The organism is Bacillus sp. iso_77 (genome assembly GCF_056173625.1).
Genome location: NZ_CM149683.1, coordinates 2,029,301 through 2,041,467, shown reverse-complemented (window position 1 = coordinate 2,041,467; position 12,167 = coordinate 2,029,301). Strand labels below are relative to the sequence as shown.

The window sequence follows — 12,167 nt, the reverse complement described above, 5'->3', positions numbered from 1 at the left end:
AGCTATTGAAACAGCTTGTTTAATTTACGCGAAAAATCAGGTGATGAACATGAATGAAGCAAACGAAACCATATTAATCGCTGGGCTTGGTTTAATTGGTGGTTCTATTGCACTGTCGATTAAAAAAGAATTTCCACATAAAAAAATTGTAGGCTATGATGTCTCTAAAGAACAAATGATTGCTGCAACAAAACTAGGAATCATCGACGCGACTGCCGAGTCCTTGATGGAAGGCTTAAAAGCATCAGCAACGATTATTTTGGCAACGCCAGTACAACAAACCGTCAAAATGTTAAGTGATATTGCAGCATCTGGTATTGAAAGAGAGCTCACGATTACGGATGTAGGGAGCACAAAGCAAAAGGTCGTTCACTTTGCTGAAAAAACGTTGCCTGATCATTACCAATTTATTGGCGGGCATCCGATGGCAGGGTCTCATAAGTCAGGTGTCATTGCAGCAAAAGACTTTTTATTTGAAAATGCATTCTACATTTTAACGCCAGCAAAAGTAACAAGTCGTCAGGCTGTTGACCGTTTGAAGGATCTACTGAAGGGAACCAATGCTCATTTCATTGAAATGACACCCGAAGAACATGATGCTGTGACAAGTGTGATTAGTCACTTTCCACACATCGTCGCTGCCAGTCTTGTGCATCAAGCGCATCATTTTGAAGAAGAATATCCTCTTGTAAAACGGTTTGCTGCTGGAGGCTTTCGAGATATTACCCGTATTGCATCAAGTAATCCTGCAATGTGGCGCGATATCCTTTTGCACAATAAAAACAAGATTTTAGACCGATTTCATGAATGGAAAAAAGAGATTGACCGCATTGAATCCTTTGTGCAACAAGAAGATGCTGAGGGGTTATTCTCTTATTTCCAAGAGGCCAAGGAATATCGCGACGGCCTGCCTCTGAGGAAAAAAGGAGCGATCCCTGCTTTTTATGATCTTTATGTCGATGTGCCGGATCATCCTGGTGTTATTTCGGAAATTACAGGATATCTAGCAAATGAAAACATCAGTATTACAAATATCCGTATTATTGAAACGCGAGAAGACATTAACGGGATTTTACGCATTAGTTTTCAAACAGATGACGATCGAAAGCGGGCAGAACTCTGTATAAAAAATAGAGCAAATTACGATACATTTTATGCTGATTGAGGTGAGGAACATGAAAATTCATAAAAGTGCTCCTATGAATGGAGAAATTCATATTCCAGGAGATAAATCCATTTCTCATAGATCTGTGATGTTTGGCGCTATTGCTGACGGGACTACAGTAGTAAAAAATTTTCTTCCTGGCGCTGATTGTTTAAGCACGATTGATTGTTTTAGAAAAATGGGTGTCGACATCGAACAAAAAGGTACAGATGTTGTCATTCATGGTAAGGGACTAAAAGGACTTAAAGAGCCGAGCGATATTCTCGATGTTGGTAACTCTGGCACGACCATTCGTTTAATGATGGGAATCTTGGCTGGCTGTGAGTTCCACAGTACGCTGATTGGAGACGAAAGTATTGCCAAAAGACCGATGAAACGGGTAACAGATCCGCTAAGACAATTGGGAGCCAAGATCGATGGCAGAGCAAATGGCGAGTATACACCGCTTTCTATACGTGGGGGCAATTTAAAAGCTATCTCTTATGAGTCTCCAGTTGCCAGTGCCCAGATTAAGTCGGCTGTCCTTCTAGCTGGACTGCAGGCAAAAGGAACAACGACGTTAACTGAACCGCATAAATCAAGAGACCATACCGAAAGAATGTTATCAATGTTTGGTGTCTCGCTACATGAAGATGCACAAAGTGTTTCAATTGAAGGTGGACAAACGTTAAAAGCAACAGATGTATTTGTCCCTGGAGATATTTCTTCAGCTGCATTTTTCTTAGTGGCTGGATCTATCGTTCCAAACAGCCGGATTGTATTGAGAAATGTCGGTTTGAACAAAACGAGAACTGGTATTATAGATGTGCTAAAACAAATGGGTGCAGACCTCGACATTCAAGAAGTGGATGCTAAAGGCGGAGAACCGTACGGTGATTTAACGATCTCTACCTCTTCATTAAAAGGGATCGACATTTCAGGTGATATGATCTCTAGACTGATCGATGAAATTCCTATTATTGCGCTCCTAGCTACTCAAGCAGAAGGAACAACGATCATTAAAGATGCTGCTGAATTAAAAGTGAAAGAAACCAATCGGATTGATACAGTCGTTTCAGAACTTAAAAAACTAGGTGCTAATATTGAAGCAACAGATGATGGAATGAAGATTCATGGTAAAACGAGCCTTAAAGGCGGTTCAGTCGTCTCAAGCTACGGAGATCATCGAATTGGTATGATGTTAGGAATTGCGGCATGTATAACAGAGCAAGCAATCGAGATTGAAGATACAGATGCAGTACGTGTATCTTACCCAAATTTCTTTGAACACATTGAATACTTAACGCAAACAGTCTGAGGATTTCCTCAGGCTTTTTCTTTCCTTTTGCATATTTGAAAGAACTATAGCATAGCTTGTCTCAAGGTGAAACCTTGAAAAAGAGCATTTTGCTGATTCAAAAACAATTTTTTAGCGTATTCGGTTTACAAATCATCAGTTTAGTAAAGTATTGATTGAAAAAGAGTCTTCAAAACACAAAAATGGCTTCATGTTAAAAGAGCAACATATTTGCTGGATATGCAGCTGTCGATTATGATATGAAGTAACAACAGTTTAGGTTTTTGGAAACAGAAAGGAACGGTTTGATTTGAATAGTTCATTACAAGAAGCCATAAAATTAGTTGAGGCGGGTGAGACTGAAAAGGGACTCCAAACACTTGCTCAAGCAGAGAAGCATCTTCATGATGAAGAAAAAGCGCAGGCAGCTCAGTTATATTATGACTGGGGAGATATTGATAAAGCACGGAATCTAATTAGTGATTTACATGATTTATATCCAGAAGAAACAGGATTAACCTGTTTTTATGCAGAGCTGTTAATAGACTCTGATGAAGAAGAGAAGGCAATAGCAGTTCTTGAAACGATTCCTGAAGATGACGATGCGTATCCAGAGAGTTTATTGTTAATGGCAGATTTGTATCAAATGCAAGGACTATTTGAAGTTAGTGAACAAAAGCTTTTAAAAGCGAAAGAGTTACTACCTCATGAAGCCGTCATTGATTTTGCTTTAGGGGAATTGTATTTTTCCCAAGGTCTTTCAAAGAAAGCAGCCGACTATTTCTACAAAGTGGCCGATCAACAAAATGAAATTGGTGGTGTCAATGTATATCAGCGGCTCGCTGAATCATTAAGCACAGCTGGAGAATTTGAAGATGCCCTTGAATGGTATGAAAAGGCTGTAAAAGATCAAGTGGATCCAAATACACTTTTTGGCTACGGATTTACAGCGATGAGGGCTGGCAGAACGAAAACGGCTATTCAGCAGCTCTCTGAACTAAAAGATATTGATCCTTCGTATTCATCACTTTATATGCCTTTAGCCAAAAGCTATGAGGAAGAAGGACTATATCATGAAGCTTTAGAGATAGTAAAAGAAGGAATTAAAGTGGATGAGTATAACAAAGAGTTATATTTATATGGGGCAAAGATTGATTTGAAAAATGGCCATTCGGAAGATGCGAAAAAATTGCTTCAAGAAGCACTTGCTCTTGATCCAGGATATATTGAAGCGGTTCAAACGCTGCTTGCGATCTATTTAAATGAAGAGCTGTTTGATGAAATTCTGGATGTGATTAAAGAGGTTAAAAGCTTTGGGGAAGAAGATCCAAAATGGAATTGGTATGCTGCTTCTGCTTCTGTCGGACGAGAAGAATACGATGAAGCCGCTGAGTATTTCAAACTTGCTCTGCCTGATTTTGATGAGGAACGTGACTTTTTATATGAATATGCTTCGTTCCTTTTAGAAGAAGGCAGACAAAAAGAAGCCTTGCCGTTATTACGAAAAGTTCTTCAGAAAGATGGCACGAATGAAGAAATTGAAGAAACGATTTTAAGAATTGAAGACGAAATTTCCTTATAGTTTGCAGGAATGAAGAACTGGTTTGTTGAATAATTCATGTATAGCAATTTAATTTACGATAGAGGAGGGAATAACATGCAGACCCCTGTTTCTGTCAATGAAAAGAAGGAATTTATCCGGTGGTTCTTAAACCATTATCAGTTAAAGCGAAGAGAGTGTGTTTGGATATTAAATTATTTAATGAGTCACGACTCTTTGATGGAAAAGGTTCATTTTGTAGAGCAAGCAGAATTTTGCCCAAGGGGAATTATTATGTCAACACACTGTGTGGATGAAGTTCCCTTTAGATTTTATAAAGAAAATATCATGACGACAGATGCAGAAAAATCATTTCATGATATTCGTTTGAATAAACAGCAAGATTTGTTTATTCAATTGAATTTCCGATCTGCATATCGTTCGCCGGAATATGCCGCTGTACTTGAAACAAATCCTCATATTCCTAAAGATCTTTATGAAAATGAAAAAGATAAAGATCTTGCTGAGAAAGTGCTAGAGCATTCTATCGCTACTTTCCAAAAAGAACGGCTGATGAAAGAAATCGATGAAGCGCTTGACCGTCATGATCAAGAAACATTTAATAAGTTAGCAAAAGAATTAAGCCTATTATCATAAACCAAGCCAATAAGCCTTGCCCTATACAGGCAGGGCTTATGTGATGAAAGAGGGGAACTAGATGAAGTTTCAGGCGGAGGACGCGAATCTCTTTTTACAATCTAAAGATTACATTGATACCGCTATCATTCCATTAGTTGGGATAAATGCAAGCCATATCAAACAAACCGTGTCTTTAGGTGAGTTTACAATGCTTGTGTCAGAGGATCTTGAAAGGCAACTGAAAGGCAGAGTGTTTCTTTTTCCTCCATATACATATTTAGAAGTAAACAATCGTAAGCAAGAAGACATACTTGCACTAAAACAATCATTGCAAGAACATTTTCAGCATGTTGTGTTTATCACATCTGATAACAAATGGAAAGAACAGCTAGAAGTGAGCGAATCGGCACTTATATTGCAGTCTGTTCCGCTTGAGCATTTAAAGGTCAATTTAAAGCAAAAAGTCATTCAAGACAGTGTAGAACAAATTTTGAACTTTTTGTTACAAAAATGGAACCCGTCATAAAAACCCTTACATTTGCATTGTACATAGCTTTTTAGGCTGTTGACCTTGTGAATAGATTGATATATTATGAGGGTGTCCTAGTTTTATGAAATTTTTTCTAATTCAGTTATAAAGTAGCTGACGACCTGAGGGGGGGAGAAAAAAATGAGCGAGAAGAGACATGGAGTGTCCAGGCGTCAATTTTTGAATTACACGTTGACCGGCGTGGGGGGATTTATGGCCGCTGGAATGCTCATGCCTATGGTTCGCTTTGCGCTTGACCCTGTGCTAAAAGGAACAGAGGATCAGGATATGGTTCAAGTTGTCAGTGTAGATGAACTGACAAAAGAACCGAAGCGCTTTGACTTTAAAATTGATCAAGTAGATGCATGGTATGAGTCAAAGGAATCTAGGTCTGCATGGGTGTACAAAGAAGGGGATGAAATTGTCGCTTTATCGCCAATCTGTAAACATTTAGGATGTACAGTGAACTGGAACAGTGATCCGAAAAATCCAAACAAATTTTTCTGCCCATGCCATTATGGGCTGTACGACAAGGATGGTACAAACGTACCCGGAACTCCGCCGCTTGCACCGCTTGACCATTATAAGCAGCAAGTGAAGGACGGATACCTCTATCTTGGAAAAGCTGTGCCGAAAGGGGAAGGGTAACGATGCTTAACAAGATTTACGATTGGGTAGATGAGCGGCTGGACATCACACCGATATGGAGAGACATTGCGGATCATGAAGTGCCTGAGCACGTCAATCCAGCACATCATTTCTCTGCTTTTGTGTATTGTTTTGGCGGTTTAACGTTTTTTGTGACGGTCATTCAAGTCCTTTCGGGCATGTTTTTAACGATGTATTATGTACCGGATATTAAAAACGCATGGGAATCTGTCTATTATTTGCAAAATGAAGTGGCATTTGGACAAATTGTAAGAGGGATGCACCACTGGGGTGCGAGTTTAGTCATTGTTATGATGTTTTTACATACGCTGAGGGTCTTTTTCCAAGGGGCGTATAAAAAGCCTAGAGAGTTAAACTGGATTGTCGGTGTGCTCATTTTCTTTGTGATGCTTGGACTTGGTTTTACAGGATATCTTTTACCGTGGGATATGAAGGCGCTATTTGCGACGAAGGTTGGTCTTCAAATTGCAGAGGCGACACCTTTCATTGGGAAAGAGATTAAAACGCTGCTTGCAGGTCATCCTGACATTGTAGGTGCACAAACGCTGACGAGATTTTTCGCTATCCATGTCTTTTTCTTGCCAGCGGCATTATTTGGGCTGATGGCTGCCCACTTTATTATGATTCGTAAGCAAGGAATTTCTGGACCGCTGTAAAATTTTGCGTTTGATGAATGTTCAATGAGGAGGGGATGACTTTGCATAGGGGAAAAGGGATGAAGTTTGTCGGAGATTCCAGAATACCGGCAGAAAGAAAACCTAACATACCTAAAGACTATTCCGAATATCCGGGAAAAACCGAAGCCTTTTGGCCGAACTTTCTTTTAAAGGAATGGCTTGTAGGTGCTGTTTTTTTAATTGGATTTCTTGTCCTAACTGTTGTTCATGCACCTCCGCTTGAGCGGATGGCTGATCCGACAGATACGGGCTATATTCCGCTGCCAGACTGGTATTTCTTATTTTTATACCAGTTGTTAAAATATGAGTTTGCTGCAGGGAGCTATACGGTGGTTGGCGCAATGATTATGCCTGGAATTGCGTTTGGTGCTCTTTTACTCGCACCATTTCTTGATTCTGGTCCTGAACGTAGGCCATATCGAAGACCAATTGCAGTTGGGATGATGATTCTTGCAGTTGGTGCAGCAACCTATTTAACATGGGAGTCTGTTGCTACTCATGACTGGGAAGCAGCAGCGAAGCAAGGTGAAATCAAGAAAGAAGCAGAGATTGATACCTCAGCTGAAGAGTATAAAATCTATCAAGAGCAGACATGTATCTCCTGTCACGGAGATAATATGCAAGGAGGGGCAGCTGGACCGTCACTTGTTGACAATGGCTTAGCACCAGAGGAAATTGCGAAAATCGCTGTAGAAGGAAAAGGCAACATGCCTAAGGGCATTTTTAAAGGCAGCGATGAAGAACTTGAAAAGCTCTCGAAATATTTATCTGAGGTCAAATCTAAATAATTCAGTTGTTTAAATGCAAGTACAAGGATATACTCAAAAGGAGAAAAAAGCTGGCGCTGTCAGCTTTTTTCTGATTTTAACAGATCGTGAGTGAAGAGAAATATGAGATGGATTCAATATCTGCTAGCCACACGCTACATGCTTGTGCTCGTGCTCATTGTCAACTTTCTTGGCACTGCGTACGGCTATTACTGGTATATTCCGCAGCTCGTAGAGACGCCGGCTGTCTTTTTACCTTTTGTACCGGACAGTCCGACGGCAAGCTTTTTCTTTTTATTTGTATTACTAGCCTTTCTAATGAAACGCCATGCTCCTTATTTTGAAGCACTGGCCCTTGTCACCTTGATCAAATATGGATTATGGGCTGTAGGGATGAATCTTTTCGTGCTCGTTTCTGTTGATGATTTTCCGTGGGAAGGATATATGCTAATTGGTTCGCACTTTGCGATGGCGGTACAGGCTGTGTTATTTGCGCCGTATTATCGTTTTCAAATGCGTCATTTGGTTGTAGCAGGCATATGGATTTTACATAATGATGTGATTGATTATGTGTTTGGAATGATGCCGCGTTATTCTATGCTTTCTGCCTATTCAAATGAGATCGGCTACGTGACGTTTTGGTTAAGTATTGCCGTTCTTCTTGTTTCGTATTATCTTGTCCTCTCGAAAAAATCGGTCAAGCTTGAACTCCCTTAACAATGTTGGTCTAACCTTGTCCTTTTCTTCATACGCTGTATGGAGAAAGGCTAGGAGGGACTTGCATGAAACGAAAGTCAATCGCGATGATTCTATTATTATTTCTCGTCTTGCATCCAGCTGCTGCAAAAGGTGAGGAAACAACAGCTGCTAAAGCGCTGCAAGAATTAACGGAACTATCAGATTCAATCTTTCAATTAACGAGACAAGCTAAATATGATGAGGCATTACAAGTCGCATTATATGCTGAAAAGACATTTAAAGCTGAGAATTGGCGTGGAACTCTGACGAATACGCAGGTTCGGCAAATTACACTTGGCTATCAAGATATCATTAAAGGACTCCCGCAGGAAGACTTAAATGAGCGCGAAAAACTTCGGTATGCCTCTCAGTTTAGAATGCTTCTTGATGCGATACAATCAAATTCGGAACCTCTTTGGGGTTCGCTCGAGAAGCCGATTATGGGGTCTTTTCCGACATTAAAGAAAGAAGTAAAAGATCCAGAATCGACGACGTTCTATGAAACTTGGAATGAGCTGGTTTCATTGTATGATATGATTTATCCGAGTTTAACCATTGATATCTCGCCTGAAAAGCTGCAGACGATTAAGCAGCACATGGAAGTAATTGAACAAGGTGAATTTTTAAAAGCATCGAGTGGGACAAAGCTTGAGCGTCTCACGAAACTTGAAGAAGATTTATCAAGTGTGTTTGCGAACGTTGATCAAGATGAAGCGGATCCATCGCTTTTATGGGTCATCTTAACAACAGGAAGTATGATTTTACTCACTCTAACGTATGTTGGGTTTAGGAAATACCGTGCTGAAAAAGAAAAAAAGCAAAAGCGACAAGCCGATTATCCAAAATCATAAAAAAAGAAGCACCGTTATCGGGCTTCTTTTTTTAGTGGGGATTGAGCGGCTTTTTATGTTCATCTAATGTGAAGCCTTCACCGAGTACGTCATGCACGTCACTCACTGATACAAAGGCATGAGGATCGACGGAAGTTACGACGCTCTTGAGGTGGACAAGCTCATTTTTTGGAACGACGCAGTAAAGGACGTTGCGTTCCTGTTTCGTATAGGAGCCGACACCCTTTAAAATGGTCACTCCGCGCTCCATTTCCTCTGTGATTTTCTTTTGAATGATGTCATCCTTTTCAGAAATAATCATCGCTCCTTTGGCAGCGTAAGCGCCTTCTTGCATGAAGTCGATGACTTTTGCAGCAACAAATACGGCAACAAGTGTATACATGGCTTCTTTGTAATTTAAATAGGTGAGAGAGATGGTAATGACGCATGCGTCGAAGATAAACATCGTTCTTCCCATTGCGACTTGATAATGTTTGTTGATCAGTCTTGCAATAATGTCCACGCCGCCTGTTGTCCCGCCGAATTTAAAGATGATTCCGAGGCCTGTTCCGATAAACACACCTGCAAAGAGTGCGGCTAAGGCTAAATCATGCTGAAGAGGCATATGTATTTGAAAGCGCTGGAAGATGGCTAGAAAGACAGAAAGACTGACGGTTCCGACAATTGTATATGTAAACATGGTTTTGCCAAGCATTTTCCAGCCGATAAAAAAGATCGGAATGTTTAACACAAGGTTTGAAATAGATGGATCAATGTGAAATAGAAAATATAAAAGCAGTGTGATACCTGTAAATCCGCCTTCCGCCAAGTTGTTCTGCATATTAAAATGAACAAGGCCGAAAGAAAAAATCGCAGATCCTATTAAAATAAATACGATATTTTTAAGACGAATTTCTTTTAGCAAAAGATCACTCCTTTTTTTGCTTAGACAGCGATAATATTATATGGTATGGAAGAGAAACAAGCAAACTGAGTTTTAAACATTTGTCAAATATTTATGATTTCGCTAACATGTAAGAGATGGATAGGAGGATGAGCTTCATGACGAATGAAAAAACGCTGCGTCACGTGCAGCAAGAAGTCGATGATTACATAGGACAATTTAAAGAAGGCTATTTCAGCCCGCTTGCCATGATGGCCCGTCTGACAGAAGAATTAGGTGAGCTGGCAAGAGAGGTCAACCATTACTATGGAGAAAAGCCGAAAAAAACAACAGAAACAGAAAAAAGCATGGAAGAAGAAATTGGCGATGTGCTGTTTGTGTTAACATGCCTTGCCAATTCACTCAATATATCACTTGAAGAAGCCCATGATCGTGTGATGCATAAATTCAATACAAGAGACAAAGACCGCTGGACGAAAAAAGAAGGGAAGTAGAGAAGATGACGAATCAAACCATCAAAGTTGTAATCGCTGGAGCAAGAGGAAGAATGGGGATAGAGGCTGTCAAGCTGGCAGAAGAAACAAGCCATTTTGAACTAGTAGCAGCACTTGATCACACACATGAGGGGAAAAAGCTATCAGATGTGCTTCTTACAACATCTGATGCGCCCATTTATACGGATATTGACGTGTGTCTTTCAGAAACAGCACCGGATGTATTAATTGATTTGACGACCCCAGAAATCGGGAAAGTACATACAAAAAAAGCCCTTGAACATGGCGTACGTCCAGTCGTAGGCACAACAGGTTTTTCAGAAGACGACCTAAAAGAACTTCAGCAATTAACAGAAGAAAAAGGGATAGGCTGTATTATTGCGCCTAACTTTGCTGTTGGTGCTGTTTTAATGATGAAGTTTGCCAAAATGGCAGCAAATTATTTTCCTGATGTTGAAATCATTGAGCTTCATCATGATAAAAAATTGGACGCTCCGAGCGGTACAGGACTAAAAACGGCTGAAATGATTGCTGAAGTAAGAGAAAGTAAAAAGCAGGGGCACCCTGAAGAAAAAGAACTAATCGAAGGTGCTCGAGGAGCAGATTATGATGGCATCCGTCTTCACAGCGTAAGGCTTCCAGGCATGATTGCTCATCAAGAAGTGCTGTTTGGAATGGACGGGCAGACGCTCACGATTCGTCATGATTCTTATAACCGTGCATCCTTTATGTCAGGTGTGAAGCTTTCTGTTGAACAGGTGATGCATATTGATCAACTCGTCTATGGCTTAGAAAATATTATCGACTAATAAGGAGTGGATCCCTGATGAACATTGCTTTAATCGCTCACGATAAGAAAAAAAGTGACATGATTCAATTCGCCATTGCGTATCGAGATCTTTTGGCAGATCATACACTTTATGCAACAGGAACCACAGGTTTAAGAGTGAAAGAAGCGACTGGGCTGCCCATTCATCGTTTCCAATCAGGACCACTTGGAGGAGATCAGCAGATCGGTGCTATGATTGCTGATAATGCAATGGATCTTGTGCTCTTTTTTAGAGACCCTCTCACTGCACAGCCGCATGAACCGGATGTATCTGCACTCATCCGGCTTTGCGATGTGTATGCCATCCCATTAGCAACCAATATGGGGACCGCCGAAATTTTAGTCAGGAATTTAAATAAAGGTACGTTTGATTTTCGAGATGTAGCAAAAAACGGAGGAACGCATGAAACCACTTGATATCCTTGCATTCGGTGCCCATAGCGATGATGTAGAGATCGGTATGGGTGGAACGATTGCAAAATACGTAAAAAAAGGGGCACGTGTTGGGATTTGTGACTTGACTCAGGCTGAATTATCTTCAAATGGAACGGTTGAAAGCCGAAAAGAAGAGGCCAGAGCAGCCGCTGCCATTTTAGGCGTCACGACTCGAATCCAGCTCACGCTGCCAGATAGAGGACTTTATCTGAATGACGAAGCGATGAAAGAAATTGCAGGTGTCATCCGAACATACAAACCGAGACTTATTTTTGCCCCGCACCACCAAGATCGACATCCTGATCATGGTCATGCGGGTTCACTTGTAGAAGAGGCCGCTTTTTCTGCAGGTATACATAAATTTGAAGATTCATACAAGCAGCCAGCGCATAAAATAAGCCAGATGTATTATTACATGATTAATGGCCACCATCGTCCAGATTTTGTGATCGATATTTCAGACGAGATGAAGCAAAAAATTGATAGCTTACATGCGTATAAAAGCCAATTTGTCAAAACAGAGAGTTCAGTGGAGACACCGCTTGTAAATGGTTATATCGATTTTGTCAAAATGAGAGAGTCGATGTATGGAAGGGAATTCAATAAACCTTTTGCAGAAGGGTTTCTGACAAAGAAGCCACTTTTGATGGACGATGACTTACTTGGGGGGTAATT

The 12,167-nt window shown here is 40.5% G+C and carries 15 protein-coding genes; 14 read left to right on the top strand and 1 reads right to left on the bottom strand.

Annotated features, from left to right (window positions below; all coding sequences use genetic code 11):
* Positions 1–49 precede the first annotated feature (49 nt).
* The 10 genes from AC0VYC_RS10325 (at position 50) to ypjB (ending at position 8,851) form a co-directional block, all read left to right on the top strand.
* Positions 50–1,165, top strand: a complete 1,116-nt coding sequence (locus AC0VYC_RS10325) for a prephenate dehydrogenase (protein ID WP_217967030.1) — start codon at positions 50–52, stop codon at positions 1,163–1,165.
* Positions 1,166–1,175: 10 nt separating this feature from the next.
* Positions 1,176–2,462, top strand: coding sequence for a 3-phosphoshikimate 1-carboxyvinyltransferase (gene aroA / locus AC0VYC_RS10320; RefSeq protein WP_475388407.1), 1,287 nt, complete (start codon positions 1,176–1,178; stop codon positions 2,460–2,462).
* A gap of 289 nt (positions 2,463–2,751) precedes the next feature.
* Positions 2,752–4,023 carry a tetratricopeptide repeat protein gene (locus AC0VYC_RS10315; protein WP_035702924.1) on the top strand — a complete coding sequence of 424 codons (1,272 nt, stop codon included), beginning with the start codon at positions 2,752–2,754 and terminating at the stop codon, positions 4,021–4,023.
* A 75-nt stretch (positions 4,024–4,098) separates the two neighbouring features.
* Positions 4,099–4,638 (top strand): ReoY family proteolytic degradation factor, encoded by a 540-nt coding sequence (locus AC0VYC_RS10310; protein WP_008344562.1) that lies wholly within the window; start codon positions 4,099–4,101, stop codon positions 4,636–4,638.
* 61 nt (positions 4,639–4,699) lie between these two features.
* The gene (locus AC0VYC_RS10305; RefSeq protein WP_251211231.1) at positions 4,700–5,146 is read left to right on the top strand and encodes a YpiF family protein; all 447 of its coding nucleotides are present in this window, start codon (positions 4,700–4,702) and stop codon (positions 5,144–5,146) included.
* Positions 5,147–5,290: 144 nt separating this feature from the next.
* Complete coding sequence (locus AC0VYC_RS10300) at positions 5,291–5,797, top strand: ubiquinol-cytochrome c reductase iron-sulfur subunit (RefSeq protein WP_007500911.1); 507 nt, start codon at positions 5,291–5,293, stop codon at positions 5,795–5,797.
* Between the two features lie 2 nt (positions 5,798–5,799).
* Positions 5,800–6,474, top strand: a complete 675-nt coding sequence (qcrB, locus tag AC0VYC_RS10295) for a menaquinol-cytochrome c reductase cytochrome b subunit (RefSeq protein ID WP_003215804.1) — start codon at positions 5,800–5,802, stop codon at positions 6,472–6,474.
* Between the two features lie 41 nt (positions 6,475–6,515).
* On the top strand, positions 6,516–7,283 hold the full coding sequence (locus AC0VYC_RS10290) for a menaquinol-cytochrome c reductase cytochrome b/c subunit (RefSeq protein WP_008344567.1): 768 nt from the start codon (positions 6,516–6,518) through the stop codon (positions 7,281–7,283).
* Positions 7,284–7,385: 102 nt separating this feature from the next.
* Complete coding sequence (gene lhaT, locus AC0VYC_RS10285; RefSeq protein WP_159145779.1) at positions 7,386–7,979, top strand: lipoprotein heptaprenylglyceryl N-acetyltransferase LhaT; 594 nt, start codon at positions 7,386–7,388, stop codon at positions 7,977–7,979.
* 65 nt (positions 7,980–8,044) lie between these two features.
* Positions 8,045–8,851, top strand: a complete 807-nt coding sequence (gene ypjB, locus AC0VYC_RS10280) for a sporulation protein YpjB (RefSeq protein WP_008344572.1) — start codon at positions 8,045–8,047, stop codon at positions 8,849–8,851.
* A gap of 31 nt (positions 8,852–8,882) precedes the next feature.
* Here ypjB and AC0VYC_RS10275 read toward each other — a convergent pair whose 3' ends face one another.
* On the bottom strand, positions 8,883–9,755 hold the full coding sequence (locus AC0VYC_RS10275; protein ID WP_106031060.1) for a YitT family protein: 873 nt from the start codon (positions 9,753–9,755) through the stop codon (positions 8,883–8,885).
* Between the two features lie 137 nt (positions 9,756–9,892).
* Here AC0VYC_RS10275 and AC0VYC_RS10270 point away from each other — a divergent pair, with 137 nt between their 5' ends.
* Genes AC0VYC_RS10270 through bshB1 form a run of 4 tightly spaced genes read left to right on the top strand, consistent with a single transcriptional unit; the run spans position 9,893 to position 12,165 of the window.
* Entirely contained in the window at positions 9,893–10,228 is a 336-nt protein-coding gene (locus AC0VYC_RS10270; RefSeq protein WP_008344575.1) for a nucleotide pyrophosphohydrolase, read from the top strand.
* A 5-nt stretch (positions 10,229–10,233) separates the two neighbouring features.
* The gene (dapB, locus tag AC0VYC_RS10265; protein WP_058336705.1) at positions 10,234–11,037 is read left to right on the top strand and encodes a 4-hydroxy-tetrahydrodipicolinate reductase; all 804 of its coding nucleotides are present in this window, start codon (positions 10,234–10,236) and stop codon (positions 11,035–11,037) included.
* A gap of 17 nt (positions 11,038–11,054) precedes the next feature.
* A complete protein-coding gene (gene mgsA, locus AC0VYC_RS10260; RefSeq protein ID WP_035702930.1) occupies positions 11,055–11,474 on the top strand; it encodes a methylglyoxal synthase in 420 nt (139 codons plus the stop codon).
* Positions 11,461–12,165: a bacillithiol biosynthesis deacetylase BshB1 gene (bshB1, locus tag AC0VYC_RS10255; RefSeq protein WP_268431907.1), complete on the top strand. Its 705-nt coding sequence runs from the start codon at positions 11,461–11,463 to the stop codon at positions 12,163–12,165. Before mgsA ends, bshB1 begins: the two co-directional genes overlap by 14 nt.
* Positions 12,166–12,167 lie beyond the last annotated feature (2 nt).

Bases quoted from the DNA above. Each gene is read 5' to 3' on its own strand.
- AC0VYC_RS10325 (WP_217967030.1), top strand. From the start codon at position 50: ATGAATGAAGCAAACGAAACCATATTAATCGCTGGGCTTGGTTTAATT.
- aroA (WP_475388407.1), top strand. From the start codon at position 1,176: ATGAAAATTCATAAAAGTGCTCCTATGAATGGAGAAATTCATATTCCA.
- AC0VYC_RS10310 (WP_008344562.1), top strand. From the start codon at position 4,099: ATGCAGACCCCTGTTTCTGTCAATGAAAAGAAGGAATTTATCCGGTGG.
- AC0VYC_RS10305 (WP_251211231.1), top strand. From the start codon at position 4,700: ATGAAGTTTCAGGCGGAGGACGCGAATCTCTTTTTACAATCTAAAGAT.
- AC0VYC_RS10300 (WP_007500911.1), top strand. From the start codon at position 5,291: ATGAGCGAGAAGAGACATGGAGTGTCCAGGCGTCAATTTTTGAATTAC.
- qcrB (WP_003215804.1), top strand. From the start codon at position 5,800: ATGCTTAACAAGATTTACGATTGGGTAGATGAGCGGCTGGACATCACA.
- lhaT (WP_159145779.1), top strand. From the start codon at position 7,386: ATGAGATGGATTCAATATCTGCTAGCCACACGCTACATGCTTGTGCTC.
- ypjB (WP_008344572.1), top strand. From the start codon at position 8,045: ATGAAACGAAAGTCAATCGCGATGATTCTATTATTATTTCTCGTCTTG.
- AC0VYC_RS10270 (WP_008344575.1), top strand. From the start codon at position 9,893: ATGACGAATGAAAAAACGCTGCGTCACGTGCAGCAAGAAGTCGATGAT.
- dapB (WP_058336705.1), top strand. From the start codon at position 10,234: ATGACGAATCAAACCATCAAAGTTGTAATCGCTGGAGCAAGAGGAAGA.
- mgsA (WP_035702930.1), top strand. From the start codon at position 11,055: ATGAACATTGCTTTAATCGCTCACGATAAGAAAAAAAGTGACATGATT.
- bshB1 (WP_268431907.1), top strand. From the start codon at position 11,461: ATGAAACCACTTGATATCCTTGCATTCGGTGCCCATAGCGATGATGTA.